General features: G+C 58.9%; 21 protein-coding genes, 1 tRNA gene and 1 pseudogene. 6 read left to right on the top strand and 17 right to left on the bottom strand.

Annotated features, from left to right (window positions below; all coding sequences use genetic code 11):
- Positions 1 to 2: 2 nt before the first annotated feature.
- The 5 genes and pseudogenes from AC1Q6V_RS28215 to AC1Q6V_RS28195 all read right to left on the bottom strand — a co-directional run.
- Positions 3 to 755, bottom strand: a complete 753-nt coding sequence (locus AC1Q6V_RS28215) for an AraC family transcriptional regulator (protein ID WP_492344585.1) — start codon at positions 753 to 755, stop codon at positions 3 to 5.
- Between the two features lie 480 nt (positions 756 to 1235).
- Positions 1236 to 1589 carry a TOTE conflict system archaeo-eukaryotic primase domain-containing protein gene (locus tag AC1Q6V_RS28210; RefSeq protein ID WP_492344586.1) on the bottom strand — a complete coding sequence of 118 codons (354 nt, stop codon included), beginning with the start codon at positions 1587 to 1589 and terminating at the stop codon, positions 1236 to 1238.
- A complete protein-coding gene (locus AC1Q6V_RS28205) occupies positions 1582 to 2145 on the bottom strand; it encodes a hypothetical protein (RefSeq protein WP_492344587.1) in 564 nt (187 codons plus the stop codon). The genes AC1Q6V_RS28210 and AC1Q6V_RS28205 overlap by 8 nt, the downstream gene beginning before the upstream one ends.
- 604 nt (positions 2146 to 2749) lie before the next feature.
- The gene (locus AC1Q6V_RS28200; RefSeq protein ID WP_492344588.1) at positions 2750 to 4282 is read right to left on the bottom strand and encodes an ATP-binding protein; all 1533 of its coding nucleotides are present in this window, start codon (positions 4280 to 4282) and stop codon (positions 2750 to 2752) included.
- 226 nt (positions 4283 to 4508) lie between these two features.
- A pseudogene (locus AC1Q6V_RS28195) lies at positions 4509 to 5210 on the bottom strand (ISNCY family transposase); the annotation flags it as partial.
- Positions 5211 to 5546: 336 nt separating this feature from the next.
- Here AC1Q6V_RS28195 and AC1Q6V_RS28190 point away from each other — a divergent pair.
- Together AC1Q6V_RS28190 and AC1Q6V_RS28185 are read left to right on the top strand one after the other, a co-directional pair.
- The gene (locus AC1Q6V_RS28190) at positions 5547 to 6050 is read left to right on the top strand and encodes a helix-turn-helix domain-containing protein (RefSeq protein WP_492344589.1); all 504 of its coding nucleotides are present in this window, start codon (positions 5547 to 5549) and stop codon (positions 6048 to 6050) included.
- On the top strand, positions 6047 to 6742 hold the full coding sequence (locus tag AC1Q6V_RS28185; protein ID WP_492344590.1) for a nucleotidyl transferase AbiEii/AbiGii toxin family protein: 696 nt from the start codon (positions 6047 to 6049) through the stop codon (positions 6740 to 6742). The genes AC1Q6V_RS28190 and AC1Q6V_RS28185 overlap by 4 nt, the downstream gene beginning before the upstream one ends.
- A 516-nt stretch (positions 6743 to 7258) precedes the next feature.
- Here the strand turns inward: AC1Q6V_RS28185 and AC1Q6V_RS28180 are convergent.
- The 4 genes from AC1Q6V_RS28180 to AC1Q6V_RS28165 all read right to left on the bottom strand — a co-directional run bounded on the left by AC1Q6V_RS28180 (position 7259) and on the right by AC1Q6V_RS28165 (position 11806).
- Positions 7259 to 8725 carry an ATP-binding protein gene (locus AC1Q6V_RS28180; protein WP_492344591.1) on the bottom strand — a complete coding sequence of 489 codons (1467 nt, stop codon included), beginning with the start codon at positions 8723 to 8725 and terminating at the stop codon, positions 7259 to 7261.
- A 1552-nt stretch (positions 8726 to 10277) separates the two neighbouring features.
- Positions 10278 to 10592, bottom strand: a complete 315-nt coding sequence (locus AC1Q6V_RS28175) for an H-NS histone family protein (RefSeq protein ID WP_492344592.1) — start codon at positions 10590 to 10592, stop codon at positions 10278 to 10280.
- Positions 10593 to 11141: 549 nt separating this feature from the next.
- Positions 11142 to 11220: transfer RNA gene (locus AC1Q6V_RS28170), tRNA-Ile, on the bottom strand.
- Between the two features lie 118 nt (positions 11221 to 11338).
- Positions 11339 to 11806: a fumarate hydratase gene (locus AC1Q6V_RS28165; RefSeq protein WP_492344593.1), complete on the bottom strand. Its 468-nt coding sequence runs from the start codon at positions 11804 to 11806 to the stop codon at positions 11339 to 11341.
- 107 nt (positions 11807 to 11913) lie between these two features.
- On the opposite strand from AC1Q6V_RS28165, the gene AC1Q6V_RS28160 reads away from it, so the two are divergent.
- Positions 11914 to 12771, top strand: a complete 858-nt coding sequence (locus AC1Q6V_RS28160) for a restriction endonuclease (RefSeq protein WP_492363703.1) — start codon at positions 11914 to 11916, stop codon at positions 12769 to 12771.
- Between the two features lie 615 nt (positions 12772 to 13386).
- Here AC1Q6V_RS28160 and AC1Q6V_RS28155 read toward each other — a convergent pair.
- From AC1Q6V_RS28155 to AC1Q6V_RS28120, 8 genes are all read right to left on the bottom strand, one after another.
- Positions 13387 to 13638: a hypothetical protein gene (locus AC1Q6V_RS28155; protein ID WP_492344594.1), complete on the bottom strand. Its 252-nt coding sequence runs from the start codon at positions 13636 to 13638 to the stop codon at positions 13387 to 13389.
- A complete protein-coding gene (locus AC1Q6V_RS28150; RefSeq protein ID WP_492344595.1) occupies positions 13635 to 13883 on the bottom strand; it encodes a hypothetical protein in 249 nt (82 codons plus the stop codon). The genes AC1Q6V_RS28155 and AC1Q6V_RS28150 overlap by 4 nt, the downstream gene beginning before the upstream one ends.
- Before the next feature lie 167 nt (positions 13884 to 14050).
- Entirely contained in the window at positions 14051 to 14473 is a 423-nt protein-coding gene (locus AC1Q6V_RS28145; protein ID WP_492344596.1) for a DUF6283 family protein, read from the bottom strand.
- Positions 14474 to 14483: 10 nt separating this feature from the next.
- Positions 14484 to 14660 carry a hypothetical protein gene (locus tag AC1Q6V_RS28140; RefSeq protein ID WP_492344597.1) on the bottom strand — a complete coding sequence of 59 codons (177 nt, stop codon included), beginning with the start codon at positions 14658 to 14660 and terminating at the stop codon, positions 14484 to 14486.
- 367 nt (positions 14661 to 15027) lie between these two features.
- A complete protein-coding gene (locus AC1Q6V_RS28135) occupies positions 15028 to 15354 on the bottom strand; it encodes a HepT-like ribonuclease domain-containing protein (RefSeq protein ID WP_492344598.1) in 327 nt (108 codons plus the stop codon).
- The gene (locus AC1Q6V_RS28130) at positions 15351 to 15641 is read right to left on the bottom strand and encodes a nucleotidyltransferase family protein (RefSeq protein WP_492344599.1); all 291 of its coding nucleotides are present in this window, start codon (positions 15639 to 15641) and stop codon (positions 15351 to 15353) included. Before AC1Q6V_RS28130 ends, AC1Q6V_RS28135 begins: the two co-directional genes overlap by 4 nt.
- Positions 15642 to 15690: 49 nt before the next feature.
- Positions 15691 to 16041: a helix-turn-helix domain-containing protein gene (locus AC1Q6V_RS28125; protein ID WP_492344600.1), complete on the bottom strand. Its 351-nt coding sequence runs from the start codon at positions 16039 to 16041 to the stop codon at positions 15691 to 15693.
- Between the two features lie 128 nt (positions 16042 to 16169).
- Positions 16170 to 16415, bottom strand: a complete 246-nt coding sequence (locus AC1Q6V_RS28120; RefSeq protein WP_492344601.1) for a hypothetical protein — start codon at positions 16413 to 16415, stop codon at positions 16170 to 16172.
- A 313-nt stretch (positions 16416 to 16728) separates the two neighbouring features.
- Here AC1Q6V_RS28120 and AC1Q6V_RS28115 point away from each other — a divergent pair, with 313 nt between their 5' ends.
- The 3 genes from AC1Q6V_RS28115 to AC1Q6V_RS28105 all read left to right on the top strand — a co-directional run bounded on the left by AC1Q6V_RS28115 (position 16729) and on the right by AC1Q6V_RS28105 (position 19470).
- A complete protein-coding gene (locus AC1Q6V_RS28115) occupies positions 16729 to 17889 on the top strand; it encodes an IS30 family transposase (RefSeq protein ID WP_492344602.1) in 1161 nt (386 codons plus the stop codon).
- Positions 17886 to 18047, top strand: coding sequence for a hypothetical protein (locus AC1Q6V_RS28110; RefSeq protein WP_492344603.1), 162 nt, complete (start codon positions 17886 to 17888; stop codon positions 18045 to 18047). Before AC1Q6V_RS28115 ends, AC1Q6V_RS28110 begins: the two co-directional genes overlap by 4 nt.
- A gap of 535 nt (positions 18048 to 18582) precedes the next feature.
- On the top strand, positions 18583 to 19470 hold the full coding sequence (locus AC1Q6V_RS28105) for a hypothetical protein (protein ID WP_492344604.1): 888 nt from the start codon (positions 18583 to 18585) through the stop codon (positions 19468 to 19470).
- The last annotated feature ends 102 nt before the right edge of the window (positions 19471 to 19572 follow it).

Raw genomic sequence — 19572 nt, 5'->3', positions numbered from 1 at the left:
CGTCAGAGGTAGAAAGCCGGCCCATCTGCCGGCAACCGGCAGAAATGCGCGGCCAGTGCGGATGGTCCGCTACGCGCGTAGCTGCCAGGCGTGCAGGCAAGGCGCCGGCGCCAGCTTCGGATCTGGTGGGCCTGGTCGCTGTAGCCGGAAACCGCATCGCCCTCGCCGCTTTGCACGGCCCGAATGCTGGATTGCAGGCGTTCCAGGTCCATCAGCCGCTTGGGGCTGAGGCCCAGGTGCCACTCGAACCAGCGGTTCAGTTGACGGCGGCTGATGCTGGCCAGGCTTGCGACTTCCTGCACCTGCCTGCCCTGGCTCAAGCTTGCGTGTGCCGCAGCGAAGGCCGGCAGTTCCGCCACCGGTCGGATGTCACGCATGCGCCGAAGCAGCCAGGCGTCCAGTTGCGTCGCAATCCGGCGCGGCGTCCAGGCCGCGCTGAGGTCGACGCTGAGGGCGCGGGTCGCCCTGTCACCCATGTAGGCCGCCAGGTCCAGCAACTGATCCCTGCAGTGGGAGCCGATGCCGGGAAACAGCCGTGCGAGCCCGGTGCAGCTCAGCATCGCCATGACGAAATACGTATCCGACCACGAACGCCAGCGTCGGCTGGCCGTTTGCAAGCCCAGCAGGGAAACCCCGGGCACGGTGATGCCGCCCTCCATCTCATTGGGGCGGCCGAAGTTGACCGAAAGGACGGCGCCCGGGTATGGACAGGTGACGATCGGCTTTCCTTCGTAGACGCCCTCGAGGTCCTGCACGAACCAGTATCCGTTGACATACGGAGCCAGGGCGGCTGTCGGGGCAATTACGTGGAACATACGCAGGACTCACTGAGGCTGGGGTCTGATCATTCAACGCCGATTCTTACATGAACTTCGCCACGCGCTGGTACCTTGTGGCTGCCACAGTCCCTGATATTCCCCTCCCCCTGCGGCAGAGCGATCCAACGCGCCATGGCCTAACCGATGCAGGACAACGGCAGAAGCCGGCCAGGAGCGGTCATAGCGCTCTTTCCGCGGGATATCCGATCCAGGCTGGAGTGCGGCCGGTGAGGTCCGATGGGCGAACAACCGCATTCGCAAGAAGCTGACCTCCGCTCGCCGATCCGCCGAGTCGCCGGTGTATCGCAAGATTTGGTGTGGCCTTCTATCGCTCCTGGTCTCAAACGTACTTGCGGCGACGGTTCTCGAAGGCCGGCTTCGTCCCCTCCAGGATGGTCACAACGGACTGGTTCAAGTTCAGCTCCTCGATCGCGCCCGCCTCGTAGGAAATCGGTTGCCGCAGTCGCCGCACTTGATGCGCGGTTTCTCGCAGACGCCGGCGCGCCATTCGTTGGCGCAAGCCGGCGCGTAGCCGGACTTGCCTGTGGATTTGCTCTCCCAACGGATCGGATAGACATCTGTGCGCCCGCGAAACAACCGGCGGAACAGCGCCACCTTGTCGTCCGTGGACAAGTGCGGTTGTTCAGCCCCCAGAACGCCAGGCGCGGCCTCCTTCGGTGGCAAGCGCCATACGATGCCATGCGCTTCCAGTAGCGCGACCAGGCGGGCGTTCTCGGCTTGCAGCGCGGCGAACGCATTACGATCAGTCATCGACTCCATACTCGGCCAGCAATGCATCCATGTCATCGCCCACCCCGTAGCCGAAACTGTCGCTGGTGCGGCGCACTTGCGCAAGGCGTGCCCAGAGTGCCGGCCGCTGTGGATCGGGCAGGGTAGCGATCATTTGCAGCGACTGCTCGAACATCCGCATCAAGGCGGCAAAATAGCCATCGTCCTGGTGGCCAATATCAGCACTGAAGCCGGACGCGCGTTCGCAATAGAACACCATCAGTTCGGCTAACCCTTGCGGCTGGCCAATGGCCTTCTTGTACTCCGAGATCGCCTTCTTCGCCTTGGCTACCGAGGTGTCCTGGTTTTCGAATGCATCCGGCCACAGCCAGCGGTCGATGGTCACCTTGTATGGCTTGAGCACATCCTGGCCCAGCGTAAAGCGGGCGTGCAAGAAGGCCTGGTTGTCCTTACTCGCCACGTACAGGGCCTGTACCAGCCCGACTAAGCCAGCACGGTCGAAGTCGACCAGCTTGGCTTTGACATCGCTCCAGGAAGGCGAGGCTTTGCGGGCGGCCTTTGGCCTTACGTCTGACATTGACTTTCCCTCCAACATGCAAGAACCGCTCCCGCGTCGCTGGTAGCAGCGCGTTCCTGCCCGCCCTGCTCAAACTCCACGATGCGGCGGTCGATTTCCCAATAGGTGGCAGTCATCAGCACGTTGATGCTTCGCGCAGCGGCACGACGGGCGTCTTGCAGCAGGGCGACGAGTCGCCGTGCATGCTGCCATAGTCGGCACGGGGCCGGAATAAGATCGCTCATGCCTGTACCTCTTCACCAGCTCATCGTCACCGTCAAAGCGGCGCAGGTAGATGTTCGTTGTTCGCTGACGAGGCAGTGATGCCGTCCTCCCGTCGTCGACCGTTCCGACGTGCCGCATTCTCGGCAGGTGTCAGCCGCGGCTATTACGCTTTCGCGCGTGGACCCCCTTGTCATCGTCCTCTCATAGTCGATTGGCGAATCGCGATCGATTGTATCAATTTGGACGACTGGCTGGCATTCACCGCCCCAGGAAGACGGTCTGGTTGGGTTGATGAGCGAGGGGGCGACCCAAAAATTTCCACAAATCAGGGGCTTTCCTTATTGGAGCTGCTCGACCCGATCCGTTCGCACCGCTTCCTTCAACACCCACTGTCGGGCGGTCAGAAGCTAGGGCCGGCCCGAGCTTCTGACCGCGAAGACGTAAGCATCCTGACGTACGCCGGCAAGTCCAGGCACTGGTAGCCGGCGGCCGTCAGCGTCCGAGCCTCTTCGTCAGAAAAGACTGGCGAGAACAGCGCCTTGGTCAACGTCCACCCTCTCACCCGGCGCCCTTCCTTTGTCGACATGAATCGCTCGATGTGTCGCTCAAATTCAGAAAGCGAGGACCGGATGTGCTTGCTTGCACTGCGCTTACACGAGCCGAAGCGGATACGCCGCGCGTCCTCGTCGAGTGCGACGATGTCGATCTCGATCGCGTTCTGTTCATCTCGCGGCCGATTCCAGTAGCCCAGTTCGATGGAGGTCAGCGAGAAATCGCCCACGCCCTTTCGCGAACACTCTACGTGCAACTGACGAATCAGTTTCTCGAACGCGTATCCCTCGTGCCCGTGCAGCCGAGGGAGCGTCAGATCGATCGCCTTCGATAGCGGGCGCATGCGGGAAGCGTCCCGCGCTGGCTTCACGACCGACAGCCACGCCTGCAGAAAGTTGTCGGTGATGTAATAGCGGGAATTGCGGCTCTTGCTCTCCGAGAACACCGGGTGGCGCTTGTCGACCATATGGTAATTCTCGACCAAGCGTTTGACTGTGACCTTCAACGACGCTTCGTCTTCATCCCGCAGCAGTGTGCCGACCAGTTGCCCGTGGCTCGAGCCCGGATGTTCCGATAGGAAGTTTAGGACTGAGAGCAGTCTGCCCTTCACTTCACGAAGGAAGGATGTGTCTGCCTCTTCGGCCAGTGGGCTGCCTTCGCGAAGGAACATCCGCTCGAGCAAGGCTTCCTGAAACCGGGCGTCCACCTGAAACAGGCCTTGGTCATACGCATCACGGTAGAACTTGGGAACGCCCTCGAAGAAGCCCCAGAGCGTGAGCCAATGGTGCGGTTCGCGGATATCGTGTGCGCGGTACACCTCGATCAAGTCCTCGAAATCCCAGTGCTGCAGATCGATAGTCGCTGTGAGCCGCCCAAAGAGCGGCGCACCCTTGTCGTCGAGGAGCGCGCTCATTTCCGACTGTAGGGAGCCAAGGACAAACAGCCCGCCCCCTTGCGTGTCGCGCAGCCGGTCCACTTGCTCCTGCAGGAATGAGTTGAAGGCGTAGAGCCTCGTCTCCGTGAAATACTGGAATTCGTCCAACACGACGATCAGGCCGCGGCGGCATAGATGCCCGATCACGCCGGCCATCGACGCGAAGTCAGTGACTTGCGGGGCCAGTGCATTTGCGATCTCGGATTCGCAGTCTTCCAGCGCCCGGCGGAACCCAGCCGCCACATCGCGCTCGTCTGAATCTGGTATCTGCATGTAGACCATCCGGGCGAGTAGCGACGGTTCGTTCTTGGATAGCTCACGCAGCAGGGTCGTCTTGCCAATGCGTCGTCGGCCTTGGATGCGGCAGAAGAACCAGTTTGGGCCATGGACAATCCGGTCCAGAGTCTCAAGCGTCCCCATCCGTCCGTAGAATTCCCAGGAGGTCATATTCTCTGGTTTAGTTACACTGATGTATCTTAAATTATTGTTGGCCGCAAAGCTAGGTAGCAGAAGGCTTGCTGCCAAAAAAGCCAGCTCTCTTCGTCAACCCGCTTAGCCACGATGACGGCGTAAATTTTGATTTAACATATAAGTTACATTAATGTATCTTATGTTATTAAGTGTCTAAAGGGACTCTTTTTGCGCTCGCTGCAGGTGTTACGGCGTTTTCCAGGGTGTAGGGCAGGGCAGCGCCATTCTCCCGCGGCTCGATCCTGCCATCCGGGGTAGTGATAGACATCGATGTAGCGGCAGGCCAGCTTGCGGTGCTCCGGCGTGTCCATCAGCAGGTGGAGCATCTTGTCGTACTGGATCGTCAGGCTCTTGGATACGCAACGTGGCTCGCGCGACGCGAAGATCAGATCCAGGTTTTCATCCGGTCGCAGCTGCCGATGGGCGTTGTGGTTATTGCGCGGCACTTTGGCAAAGCGCGCGTTGTGGTCGGCGATGAACTCCGCCATGAAGGCATTGGCCGCTTCCATCGTACTGATGCCACGCAGGCGTAGCTCCTTGACCAGCCGGTCCTGCAGGGTCAAGTGAGTTCGTTCAACGCGGCCCTTTGCCTGGCTGCTGTTGGCGCAAATGCCCTCGATGTTCAGCTCGAACAGGGCTCAGGCAAACTGGGTGTGGCCGTCACCGCTGGTCGCTCCCTTTTTTGTTGACTCGGAACACGCTGGCCTTGTCGCTGTAGAGCGCCACTGGCTTGCCGTGGCGCTCCAGGTAGGCGCGCGTCGCGGCGAAGTATGTGAACGTGGCCTCCGAATGGGCAAAGCGAAGCTCCACGGATTCGGCTGGTGGCGTCGTCGACGTAGACCAGCAGCGTGCAGGCCGACGCGCGGTCCTCGAACCAGCGGTGATCGCATCCCTGGATCAGTTCGCAATGCCGAACGGGAGACGCCTATCGTCGTCCGCCAGATCAGATACGATAATGAGCTTCAGCATGCGGGGCTCCTTTTGACTGGATCGGTTAGGAGGCGGAGTTCAGCACCGCCTTTGTTTCCAGCGTGCATGCGCGCGGCGGAAATCAAGCTACGCCGTCTGGGCTCATTTTTCGTAGCCGTGCTCCGGCATCCAGACTCTCATCCCTTCAGGACCGCGGGCGCGCCCGCGGTCGGCTTCAACTAACCCGTGTGCGGCATATGCCATGTGGCAAACTGCCGGAGCATGTCCTATTTTGTCGTCTATACTTGACAAAGTATCGGAGATTATTGGCATGAACCCCGCACTTCTGGGCAGCGCAATTCAACGCAAGCGGATCGCCCTTGGCCTGACCCAACAGCAACTGGCCGACATGGCCGGGCTGTCGCGTCAGTCGCTCAACGGCATTGAACATGGCACCGTCAACGCAACGCTCCATTCGCTTGGGCGGCTGATGGACGTACTCGGACTTGCGCTGGACATACAGGATCCTGAAGCCAGTCGTCAGGCTAAAGGCGCGCCGGCCCGCGCGCTGTGGATGGCTGCGAAAGGTGCCAACGTGAGCTACACGGGCGAACTCACACCAGGGGATCTCGAGCGCGCCTTGGCTACCGGCGAGGTGCCGCCAGAGTATCGGCCCCAAGTTGCACAAGTTCTGGATGAGGCGCCGCTGCAACTCGTCACCAAGGTAGTGGCCGAGGTGGCGGCGAAGCAGCAACGGAATCCGGCCGACATTTGGAAGAACCTCAGACGACTCGCGCAGTCATTGATGGCCACACGCGGAGGCATGTGGGCATGAAGGTTGAACTTCAGGGCGACGTCTGGGAAAGCCTGTTCCCGCATGCCTTCACGCTGATGGAGGAGGTCAGAAAGCACGGAGGCATCGAGCCGTTCTGGACTTTTGGGGGAGGGACGGTCCTGATGCTCCGGTACCGCCATCGGTTTTCACGTGATATCGACCTCTTTGTACCGGATCCGCAATACCTGGGGTTTGTGACGCCGCGTTTGAGCGAGGCCGCGGAAAGCATCACGAGCGACTATGTCGAGCAAGGGAATTTCGTGAAGCTGGTCCTCGACGCCGGCGAAGTCGACGTCGTGGCCTCGCCCAACCTGACCGACGCGCCATTCGAGATCTGGGAGATCATGGGGCAGCCAGTCAAAGTGGAGACGGCAACCGAAATCGTCGCCAAGAAGCTTTACCATCGTGGCGACCGGGCCACCGCACGGGATCTCTTTGACCTGGCCGTCGTGATCGAGGAAGAACCAACAGCGCTCGCGCTTGCCGCGCCGTTTCTGCTTCGGCATGCGGCCGCCTTCCTGGGCCGGGTCGAGGCCGCGCCGCCGATCATGCGCGAGCAGTTCAGAAGGATCCAACGGATCCACTTCAACCGGAGCTTTGACGATTGTTTCGCGCTGGCGGGGGATTTTCTCGATTCGCTGCGGGAAGCCGACGACGCTACGCAAACAGCGCGGGAAAGGCAGCGCCCGTAGGATTCAACACCGGCTAAATTCACATGTCTTAGCTGCTGAGGTAGGCCAGCCCACAGCTGCAGCCATTGAGAGACATGTGCCGTATAGATAACTTGCGCATAAGAATAATTATGTTAAATATTGATTCCTAAAAAGGGCTTCCATCGTGCTAGGGATTCATGGGGCACTTGGGGCCGCGGTCGTGTGCGTCAAGAATCGGCTTGAACTCCGTCGGCGAACCCTGCTTTATTGCTGCATGCTGCTCTGGGTGTTCGATGGTCACTCGCGTGCACCTGGCCAGCTCCTGCCAGAACCCGCGGTTTGCGGGGAAGCGACTGCGCAGTTCTGCCTGCGCGCAGAATGGGCGGAGGTCTCCTCTGCTACACTCCTGTAAAGATGCTGATACGGCACTTCATATCAGGTTGATATCAAATGACCATCAAATAGAAGTGCTTCTTCTAACCTACTGAATTCATTAGCATTTCTATTGTTGATGGCGCGGGGGCCTTGGATCAGCGAAGTAAGTCATCAAATTAGCTAGGCCCAATACGGCACATATTTCATGTACTTGCGGCCAGCGCTTTCATCGTGGGGCCGTAACATCCCTGCCTCCACCGCTTCCTTGATCAGGCGAGACGCGGTCGCACTGTTCTGGACGGTGATGCCGAAACGCTCCCGAAGCGTCGCGTTTGTCATGTAGTCACGCTGGACATACCGGAGGCAGGCATGCAGATAGCAGGCCCGCACGCGGTCGGCCTTGTCCATCTTCGTCAATTCCTTGTGGGCGAACAGGGTTGCCCTGGTATGGTCAGAGACGATCGCAAACTCTGGCGCCGGCAACTGATACGCCTCCGTCAGCGACACTACTTTATCCACGCCACTCCCGCGCTCTTCGCAAATGCCGAAGCGACGCATGAGTGAGGCGAGGCCTTCGTTCCGGGACCGAGGGGGCGTGTCCAGGAATCTCTCGACATTGATAAGAGGGCTACCGGGATTGGTCACCTCCATGCGATCTCTGAAGATCTCAATCATCGGTCCGGCGCCGCCCAACGCGAAGTCCTGGTGGATGAGTGCATTGGCCGCGAGTTCGCGGACAGCCAACTCAGGATACATTGGCACATCCTTGCGAATGGCTTTACCGATAACCTCGTTGGCCGGCAGCAAGGCATTGATATAGCCAATCAAGCCCTCGAAGCCCGCCGCGTAGCCTGTCGCTCCAACCTGCTCGCGCAAAGTAGAAATCCGATCCACACCCTCATATGCAATCACCCTGACAGCTTTGCGCCGCAGGCCGCCGAAGTCCTCCAGGCGCTTCGCGAACAGAACTGCACCCAGATTAGTGATATCCCAACTGCCACTGCTACTGCGTCGAATCAGGCTTTCTGCCGCAAGGCGTTCAAGGATCTGCGAGCGGTTTTCGGGAAGCGGGATCCCCGCCAGGTCAAAGTACGCGGGATAGTCCAGCAGGGAAACTACCTCCTCGTCTGCCAGGTCCCGGCGAGCAACCATCGCTTCGAACGGCGTTTCGTCAAAGATTCTCCAGAGTTCGCGCTCCTTCTCAGGAAACTCCTTGAGCTTCTTCGTCAGCGAGCCAATCCGGATGAACTCGTTGTGCTTGAACTGCACCGGGTGCCGATACGCCCTACCGATTTCGAGGATGACCACAAGCTTGCCGTCCATTTCCACCGCATCGAATGCAAATAGAATCTTCGGGCTGAGCAGACGCAGCAGCCAGTTCTCCAACTCTTCATTCCCGACTTTTGTAGCCTTGGGATCAAAGGTTGTGCCGACGATTTCATGGCTGACGTCGTCGACACCCCAGATAAGGTAACCATGCGCACGGTTGGCCAACGCCGCGGAATTCGACAAAGCAGATAGATACTCCCCAATCTGCTCAGGTTCCGCGCGATTGCGTTTGAACTCCAGCCATTCGGTTTCCGTTGGCAACTTGCACAGCTCACGGACCAAGCTCGCAAGCTTTTCCTGTGATGTGGATAGATTCATACTGGATCGACGGCGGGAGCGATTTATGAAGCGATTGCTGAGCGGCACACAATTTTACTCGACCTGACGGTCTGCACTGCGGCAATACAGTATGGATCCCGCCGAATAGCCAGCCCGAAGCGCGGCTTTCGCTGCTTAATGAAGCTCTGCGAGTCCTGCATCCATCTGCGAGTCCTGCATCCAGCGCGGTCACAGCATTGCCGATTTGCTGAACGGTTGCCCGGTCGAATTCATGGTCCCTTTCGGTCCCGCGCGAAACCCGGCCCGCGCTTGACGTCGGCCGCGGCCTCACCGAGTCGCAGTGGGCGTTTGTGTGGGAACAGCTCGCTGCCTGCAGTCGACATCAGCCAGCGCGCGCCTGCTATGTGCCCTGCCGCTGCTCTACAACACGGGCGTCCAGCTGGCCGAAGCGGTATCCGCCACGACCGACCACCTCGCCTAGGAAAACCTCGCTCGGCCCGGCGCCCGCACCCGCATCGAGGGCTGGTGGCTGGAGGTGCTCGGTGGGCACCGCCGCGTGCCCATGGCGCCGACGGTGATGGAGGGACTGGTCAGATGTCCGCGCAGCTGCGGATTTCCGGCGGAGGCTAGCGCCGGCCAGGCGCAGGACTTGGCGGAGCGCGCCAGTTGGGAGTGCGGCGCGCGCCCGATGCGGCGGCGCTGGCATCGCACCCCGCACCCTGGCCAAGCAACCCAAGGCGTCCTTCGCGCAATGCGCCGACGGCCTGGCCGCCGCCCTTACTGGCTGCGGCGCACTTACATTTCCCACGCGCTCGCCAAGGGCTGCGCCGTCGGACGTCGTGGAGCAGAACGCGGGCCGGATGGACGTCATACGGCGACTGCGGCTGGACGGGTAGCGTTCCCGACGCAACGCGCTGGACCGAATGCTTGAGGTAAAAGAATACTGGCTCCTATCGGTATATGCGCCTTATCAAGCATATATTGGTGCCGCTGCACTATGGTGCGCTTGCCCGGCTTTCAAGCTTGAAAGTGTTCTATGAAATGACATTCGTATGCCCTCTGCGGGAGGCGTCAGCGTCGCCTGCTAGAGTGGATAAACGACGACCCGCTGCACCGACCCGAGAAACGGCGCATAAAGCCCCATAAAGCATCGTCTAATCCAGTGTTAATCAGTGCTTACATCACCGCTGGGCGTCCTGCTACCGCCCGCCCCCCGTCCGCGGTGTGCGCGGGTTCTTTTTTTTGGGATCTGGCGCCTCGCCGCGACACAGCTGCGCAGGCCAATTGCCTGCCCCGGCGGCCTGGAGGATACTGAGCGCGGGCAACTCGCAACGGTTGCCCGATTTCTTCTTGGACGTTCTATGGCTCTCTTCTACCGGTAGAGAGCTTTTTTTTGCACGCCGGCGTCAAGGACAACATTGACTGCCCGCGTCGCGGGCGCCGTCACTGAGTGCAACCATGTCCGTGACGGGCGCCACCCCGCCCTGCTCACGTTGACGCTGGGAAAGTCGCCATCAGCCTGCATCCCCTGCGCCTACTTTGGATGGTCGATCGGGTCGCCGGCGTCCTTGACGGACGCGCGTGCGATCGCTCATTCCTGCGGGATGAGGAAGCGCTCGGGTCGCTTGCCCAGCCACGTAGGCGCCCGGCCTCTTCCCGACCACGTTTTCCCGGTCTTCGGATCCAGATACTTCGGCGGCAGCGGTTCCTTCTCCGCGGGGGCGGAAGCGGAACCGGCGGGTCGGCCCCGACGGCGCCGCGGTGCGACGTCTTCCGGCGAGAGGCCATACTGGGCCATTAGGCCGCGAATCTGTTCGATGACGCTCGCGACTTCGGTGACGCGTGCCTCTTCGATTTGGGCTTCCAACGCCTGCTTTTTTTCAATCAGTTCTTTATAAGTTGCCATCTCTTCGTCTCCAATCTTTAAGCGACGCTTGACTTATACGCATTCTTAAGCCAGTCCGCAAGGATTGTGTTCCCTAGCCCTTAGCCGTTGGCGCAAGATCTTGTCATCGATTCAAATGGGAGGAATGTTCGTATTAACGGATGGTTTGGTCCTAGCCGATAAACTTGGCGCCATGGAGATAGCTTCCCCGTCCATGGATGGCTTACATCTGCGGCAGATTCTCTTGCCCCGTGGCTCGCAGAAACGGGTACGCTCCCCCGATTGAAATCCCGCAGAGCGTCACATGGTGCCACGCGCAAGCGTTCACCATACGGCCGGGATTTCACGGCGACGCACCCTGTTACGCGAAGCGAATGCAGTTGCGCATCCCATGTAGCATAGACGGATAGCGATCATCAGGTTTAATAGCGGCGTGACGTGTCGCTGCCAAATCCAGTCCGCGACTGCTTCGGGCGGATCCAAACTTGCGATGAAAAAATTGCACACACGCCGTGCCAGGCCAACATGATCAACCTGACAGGCCGAGGAGCTTTGTAAGCCGATGGTAAATGGTGGGCCTCCCGTGAGTCGAACACGGCACCAACGGATTATGAGTCCGCTGCTCTAACCAGGCATGAGCTAGAGGCCCAATTGGAAGGGGGGAAGCCGTCAGCACGAAGTTTGTCGGCCTCAGCTTTCCTCAGCAGTGCCCCCATCTTGCATCAATCGGCTGGTTGGCGACATCGCGCTACCAGCCGAAGCAAGGATTACGCCGACGCTTCAGGCGACGCTACAACCGTAACCACCTTCTTCGCCGAAGCCCGTTTCTTCGTCACGGATTTCACTGCTGCCGCTTTCGGGGCTGCTTTCGCGGCGACCTTGCCCTTGGTACCGGGCGCGGCCTTTTTCGCAGCCGCTTTCGTTGCCGCAGCTTTATTGCCCGTCGCCTTCTTGGTGCCTGCAGCCTTGGCTTTCTTCGTCGCGAGCTTGTCCTTTGCGGCTTGCTTTTCAAAGCGGGCCGCGGCCTTTGCGGCTTCCACGGCCTGGGCAACCTCGCGCTTAGCCGCTTCAATTGCCTTCTTCGTGTCGGCGCGCAGCTTCAGCAAGCGCTTCTTCGCTGCCTCTGCCTCACGGGCAAGCACGCTGGCCTTTTTCGTTGGCACGGCCACCTTCTTTGCGGCAGGTTTGCCCTTGGCAGTTGCACTTACCCGTGGCGTTTTAGTTGTTGCGACCATGTTGGTTATTCATAGTTGTGAGTGAAGCGCGGAGTATAAGCGATTGTCTGCAGATACTAGTGGCATACTTCCGTCCTGTTGTGCAGGCAGTTAAAGGGTTTACGAATATGACGAACCAACGCTCGATGGCAGGTCTCATAGCTCTCCTGAATGAAAGCACCGCGAGACCCGAAGTAGGAGATGGGCCATGCCTCGAGGACCATGTCCGCAATGTCTATCAGACTTTGCTTGATCTCGAACTTGAGAACGCTGTCGTCGGGCGCGGAGTCAGCTTACGGGGATCAAGGGGGAGCATTTACCAGATAGACGTGTACTACGAATTCGAGATTGCTGGTCTACGGCACCGTGTTGCGATTGAATGTAAGAACACCAGCCGCCCGATGGAAAGGGACGATGTTCTAGCGTTTGCGATGAAAGTGCACGATTGCCAGGGGGTGGTCGGCGTAGTTGTCTCAGCCAACGGCTATCAAAGTGGGGCGGTTGAATCCGCCAACCAAAATGGCCTGAAGGTGCTGTCGGTTGAAGAACTTCCGTCCATTGGGCAACTTCTTGCCTTGCGCTTGGACAACGTTGTGATGCCTGGCCCCGAAGTGAAAGGCGAACCGTTCTGGACGTTGTACGATCCAGAGACGAAAGAACCCTATTCCTTTACACAAGGGGATGAGATCTTTGGGGCGCTGTTCATCTCGCGAGCCCACGCTGAAGAGTATGCGCGAGTGTGTCACTTGAAGCCTCGGTGGACCGTGCGGGGGCTGGGAATGCGGCATCTTGGGGCTTACATTCTGACCGCCGATGCGGTACGGGCACGATATCTCATCGTACAGCCACATATCGCAAATGCCATCCCGATAGACGGCTTTGTATTTGCGGAAATCAACCGCGAGCGTCTGATATCCGAGTTCTATTCAGGTAGCACGTTGCCCGCAACTCCGATGATCATGCCCGGACGACGAAAACGGCGCTGAAGCCCCTCTCGGTGGCGTGCCGCAGGTAGCACCATCCGTAACGGTGCCCGCCTACGATAGAAGCACGTATCATGTCGATTCAACAGGGCCTGCCGAGATATCCTGCGATGTGGAAGTATTGACGCTATTCGCAACATGAACCGCGACACGCTACTGGCCACTCTGCTCTTGGACGAGGCCTTCATACGTTGCCCAATATCGACAAGTCGTTCAGTGGCTAGGGACGCTCCTCGACAGATTGCGGCCGAGCACGGAGAACCCGACCTGCGCTACGCTGGGTGCGCGCGATCCACGCCCGTTCGCCATTCGTGCTTAGCAGGTCCGGTTTTCGTGCATTTCGCCAGGGCGCCGCAGGTCTATTGAGCTCTGCTATATGCTCAAAGAGACTGCTTCAGGACAGCCGCACGATACTGCGATCGTAGGAGCAGATCAGGAACCGGTGCGAGTACCTCCGCCATAAACTGAAGCTCGATGCAAGTGTGGACGCCATGGCCCTCCCGCGCCGCCCGATCAAATGCGGCCCGGGCTGCCTCCAGTTGGGCTTTGTCGCCTGAGGCCAAGCCTCGGATCGCGGCTCGCTCGGCGTAGGTAAGGATCGCTTTCATGTTTTTCCCTTCAAGCTACGTCGAGCGCGCGAGCGGCGCGTCGGAGGCGGGCTGCGGCCGCTCTAGGTGTATCGCTCACCTGACTCCAATCGTTGTGCCACCAGGCAATAAGGGCCGCTGCGGCCACAGTGTTCTCCGCACGAATAACGGCCGTCACTTCAGCAGATACATCCGCCCACCAGGCGGAGCCTTCGCCATCGCTCGCCTTAGCATCGATGGCACGACGGTAGACCGCCTTCACAGCGTCCAATGCGATGCTCATGCACTTTCCCGTTGGTTACTGCGCTCTTCCTGGGCGGCGGCGTGAGGCTGTTCCGCCTCGCTCTCAAGAATTCGCACACCGGTATCGGCATGCTCAACCCATACGCGCCAGCCGTTCTGTGCAACCTTTGCTGCATCGACAAGGGCAACCGCTCGCGTGCGAGGGTTGTCCGCGTCGCTCCTTACCGTGGTGAACATCGCGGGATTGCCAGCCAGGTACTTCAGATTCCAGACTCGCTTGCTCATCGAGGCTTTTCCTACCCGTGATCCTTCGGGTCGGCCAGCGGCACTTCCGGTGTCTCCGCAGTTTCGTTGTGCCACCTCGTCATTTCTGCTGTGTCCCTGAGCACATTGACTGCAAGTCGAAGGGAATCGGCTACCGTTAGCACTGACATGGCTACTCCTTTCTGTCGTCAATCACGGCACGAGACTAGGGCCGGATCATCCGGCGCAACGCCATTTGCAATCGCCATCGCTCGATAGTTCTTGTGTAGCTCGTGGCCGCCATCTGCCACGTCTCCGAAACTCTCGCCTCGGATCATCTTCAGCCGCACCGACATATTGTGATCCGCACCACGTAGTAGGAAACCGGCACACATGGCGGGCTTCAGTGCACCGGATTCGTGGCAAGCAAACGTGTGAGTCGCCATATCATAAGCCGTCTCCGCAGAATGGCGAAATGACTCAGCAGGGAACTCGCCCACCGCGTCGATCCTCCACGGACACTTCGCGCACGGGCGACGACGGTAGCTCCCATTGCCACCTTCGACCGTGACAACTTGGTGGTCAGGCCCAGCCGCGCGGGTACGTGTAATCGTCGTTTGTGTTCGAGACATTTCGCTTTCCCTATTCGTGATCGTTCAGCTCGGCCAGCGACGCTTCGAGCGTCTCAGCAGCGACGGCGTGCAACTCCGCGGTAACGTCGTCGAGTTCAATGCCCGATGGCATTCTGTGGGATTCTGCTGCGTCCCGAAGGACGTTGATCGCGAGCCGAAGCGAATCTCCTACAGTCAGTGCTGGCATGCTTTTCCGTTCACAGAACCTGATTGCATTAGCCGGGACATCGATCCCGTGGTGCCGCAGAAGCTCCGTGCGAAACACCTTCCATTCGGCCTCACCCGCCGGCTGGTGTGTGCAATGCAAGCACTGATCTGCGCCGGCCAATTGCTCATCCACCGTCCGATGGACGTCGATCCCAAATCGCTTACTGAACCGCCCTACGCACGAGCCGTCGTGTGCTGTCACCCACACCGTATCCCCGGTCGATGACACGTCAATGCTGTACGGTTTCATCGCACTCTTTTTCTTGTGTAGGCACTCACGTCTTCGGACGTGGCGCGACCGGCTGACCAACATCTCGCGAAAGATCTTGGCTCAGTGTTTTCACCTGCTAGTGAAGCCCCGGGAGGTCGTTCTGGATGGTCTTCCAGACAATTTCCAGATCCACTTTGAAATAGCCGTGCGCGACCGCGTTTCGCATCTGATAGGCAAACGCCAGAGGCAGGTCAGGGTGCGCTGTCGCAAACTCCGGATAGTGATCCTCTATGTTGCGGCTTGCCTCGCCGATGATCTCGATGTTGCGGATCACTGCGTCCTGTGCCATCTCGTTCGCAAGGAACACAACTTCGTCCATGTCCTCCGTGTAGCGGGCAATGCGGTCGATGGCCACCAGAATGTGCTCCAGATAATCGGTCAGACGTTGCTTGTCTCGACTCATACTGGCACCGCTTCGGCAAGAACACTCGCCCGGAACTTTTCAGGCAGCGCCTTCGGAGTCAGTACATCAACAGGTACGCCAAGCAGTTGAAGCAACTCGTGCCGAATCGCACCGATGTCGAACAGCGTCGTTTCTGGAGTCGGGTCGATCAGAATATCTAGGTCGCTGCCTTCAACATCGTCACCATGAACGACCGAGCCGAAGACGCGTGGATTGCAGGCACGGTGCGCAGCTACTACACGGCGAATGGCCTCCCGATGGGACGAGAGCGCGAGGGATGGTTTCATGCCAAATGCTCCGATACATGCGTCTATTGTACCTCCCCAATGGGGATGTTCAAGTGCGTTTCGCGTTCCACGCCAAGATTTCCTGAATGTACGCGCGGCCCATATCAGGCAAGGCACGAAAGTCAGAGGACTCACTCGGCAAAAGCCACTTGTCAAGCGTCCGCCTGGATACGCTGATTCGAGACGCGAACTCCTCGCGTGTCATGCCAAGCTGTACCATTGCCTCGCGTAGCAAATCTTGCTGAGGGGGCTGGTAAAGTTCCTTGTTAGTTGCCATCGAACCGTCAATATCGGCCTCATGTCCCTGCACTATATATCCCCAGCGGGGATTATCGTCAAGCCTTGAGAAAGCCGGTCCGGCAGGCGACAGTGGCGAAGGGCAAAGGATAACGTCAGCCATGTTAGTTGCTTTGATGCCTGCGTCACGCAGGGGCTGCCGAGGTTGACCTTAAGGAAGTCATGCCCGCCCTCGCTGCGGGCTTTCTTTTGCTTGGCCGCCTGATCGACTACCCCAGACGTTCTCCGAGGTCACGACTCCCGACAACGAGCGCGTGGCCGCTCGTCAGCCTCCGCAGCCGACCAGCGCTCCTTCAGCAGACGCTCGTGCATCGTTTCGCAGCGGATCGACATCATTGTTGCAGGTTCCTTGTCTGCGCCGGCGTCGACAGCCTCCGGGGCGCTGCGCAGATATACTTGGCGGAAGACGATGGCCACGATCACGATGAAGCCACCGACGCAGAAGGCCCGGACCACAAGCTGAAGGTATCGTGTCATGGAAGTCGCACCGGAATGCAGGAGGTGATTTTGGTGGCCAGACTACACGAAGTTGCCACAAAACGGTGCTACGCCGTTTCTGGATTGACACCGTCTCCGCTTCACCGTAGCGGGGCATGGATCTGGCCTTTCTGTGACACGGTACGGGCTTGACGAGCATGCCAAAGACGATCGCGCCCCTACCGCGCGGCCACTACTGGGCTACACCGCACGCCCCCTTTCCGCTGGACGGTCCGAATGGCCATGATGAGGTGCGGGTTCAACGGGTCAATGCAACACACTGGAGACTGCATGAGCAGCGGAGGTGTTGCAAATGAAGCAGAGGCGCAGGATCTACTACACCGAGCCTCAGAAGGCACTAATGTGGGAGCGTTGGCGCAGAGGTGAAACGCTCCATCAGATCGCCCGAATGTTCGATCGGGGGCACTCCTCAGTCCAGGGGATCTTGGCAGAGACCGGCGGTATCCAGCCGGCACAACGACACCGCTCCGGACTGGCGTTGACGCTTGCCGAGCGCGAGGAGATCTCTCGCTCCGTGGTGGCCGGGCTCTCGATCCGTTCAATTGCATGCCGGCTAGGGCGCGCTCCGTCTACCATCAGCCGGGAACTCAGGCGGAACGGAGGAAGTCATGGCTATCGTGCGAACCAGGCGGATAAGCTTGCCTGGGATCGAGCACGCCGCCCAAAGACATGTAAGCTCGTCAGAAACCGGACGCTGGCGCAAGTAGTGGCAGCCAAGCTACGGCTACAGTGGTCCCCAGAGCAGATTGCAGGCTGGCTCAAGCATGCATATGCGGTCAACAAGGACTACCAGGTGTCACACGAGACGATCTATCGTAGCCTCTACATACAGGCCCGCGGTGCGCTAAAGAAGGAACTGCTTGAACACTTACGGCGCTCTCGGGTCATGCGTCGCTCGCGTCAATATTCAGGGAAGACCGATGAGCGCGGGCGAATCCGTGACGCCGTATCAATTAGTGAACGCCCTCCAACGGTGGAAGATCGCGCGATACCTGGACACTGGGAAGGCGATCTGTTGTTCGGCAGCGCTAACAGCCAGATCGCCACCCTCGTCGAACGTCAGACACGCTTCGTGATGCTGGTGAAGGTCGCAAGCAAGGATACTGAGACGGTCATCAACGCCCTGATCAAGCACGCCGGAAAACTGCCTCAGGAGCTTTACAAATCGCTGACGTGGGACCGTGGCAAAGAGCTGGCCGATCACAAGCGCTTCACCGTAGCCACGGACATCAAGGTCTACTTCTGCGACCCTCAGAATCCATGGCAACGTGGATCCAACGAGAACACGAATGGCCTCTTGAGACAATACTTCCCGAAAGGCACCGATCTGACTGTCTATTCGCAAACCAAGCTCAATGCCGTAGCGAGACGGCTCAATGAACGTCCACGTAAGACCCTAGACTTCGATACGCCGGCTGAACGATTCCATCAATACGTTGCAACCACCGGTTGAATCCGCAGGTGTTTCCCGGCGCCAATTGCATCAGCGACGGCAAGTGGGTCACCTTCTACAAGAACGGCGAAGAAGTCTGGGCGTGCAATGCACTGTATGCCGCCGCCCATTTCGACTTTGTCCCCATTCCCGCCAACCGCTCGGCGACAGCTGACTGAGGGGCGGCCGGCCCCACACCAGCCCTGGGTCACCTGCCCCTGCCCACAACGAAGTCCCAATAGCTTTTTCGGAGATCGGGCGTTATGTTAAAGACCTCTCAGTAGCTTAAGGGCCTGCGCGCCGACCCCCGCCCGGACGCTGTATTTCTAGGCCCGTGAGCGCAATCCACGTCGCTGGTCACGTCACACGTGAGCTGGTCGCCAAGCGGCACGGTAACGCTCACCTCCGAGCGCGCGATAGCCGTGCCAGCCAGGTGCGGAAAAGCCGCGGTTGGCTGCATAAATGAGGCGACGACTAGCTTGCCGCGCGCCGCGGGATAGACGTTGAACGAAAACGCGTTCGATCGTCTGTTGCTGGCAGTCAGCCGCCGACCCGGCCGCACCCCCGTCACTTCCCCCTCCCATTTGTCTCTTCCTGGGCCTTGCATCCCACCGGAAAGTGGGATGCAGAGATCTCGTCTCACCTCCGTAAAGATGAAACGTCCTACAAATGCACTTGTAGACGTTGATTCTTACAGTCCAATTCTCCAGATATATGTCATTTTTACAGAAAGATCGTCTTGATAGTGCGCAATCAATACTTGCACTTGGCCTGAAGGTTATGCTGACCTTCGGCGCGCTCATTGTCTTCGTGTACTGTGCTACTGAAGGCATTCTCCCTGACGGATTCTCCTTCGGAGACACCTTTATTCTTGGTTGTAGCGTTCTAAGTTTCGGATTTGTAGCCGTTATCGGTACCGCCTATGGCGCCATTGCTACCTATTGGATCGTCTGGGCAATCCTCACGGCAGGAAACGCCCTTCTGACGCAGCGAGGAAAAGCGAATGCCACGTTCATCGACGGTCTAACTCCTGGGTTCCTTAACGTGGTGGGTTCTTTCCTTTGCTTCACCCTTTTTGGCCTGGTCGCATTCACGATCGACGGACCGAGCGATATGCGGCTTAGAGGTACGGTTTTCTTCTTTATGATGTATGGCTTCCTCCTTCTCTGTTCCCTTGCAGTGGTGCCACCAAACGGGAAGCGCCTTGGGTGGCGCATGGGCGGGCTGCTAATCGTTGCCACGCTCTTTCTAGCTGCAAACGCTGCGAAGCCCGCTATTCTAAATTATTCGATGGGAATGATGGGGCTGCGTTCCTTCCCTGGCGATGCTTTAGTCGTTTCAGAGTCCGTACATCACAATATCCAAAGACTTTCGTCAGCATACGGGATCACGATACAAACCTGTGAACTGGATGGAACCAAACAATGGGCAATTCAAGATGGACGAGCTGTATGGCATGGTGTTGGTTCGACATCCTATCTTCGCATCTTCGACCACTCCACCAACGGTGAGAAGAGCATTTTGATCCCGATCGACAGAAAGGACGTTATCGTGATTCGCCGAGACAAGTCCATATTCGACTGCAAAGCCAGGCGTGCGTAACACCGCGAAGCTTTTTTGTCATTAGCAGGCCGCTGAAATACCTCGAGCGGACGTCAGCGCGACGACTGCCTGAAGCGTTGATTTGAGGATCCCATCCAGCCC

This window comes from Cupriavidus sp. GW823-FHT07B10, from assembly GCF_058794355.1.
The sequence above is the reverse complement of the archived record's forward strand: the minus strand, read 5'-3'. Positions and strand labels throughout refer to the sequence as shown.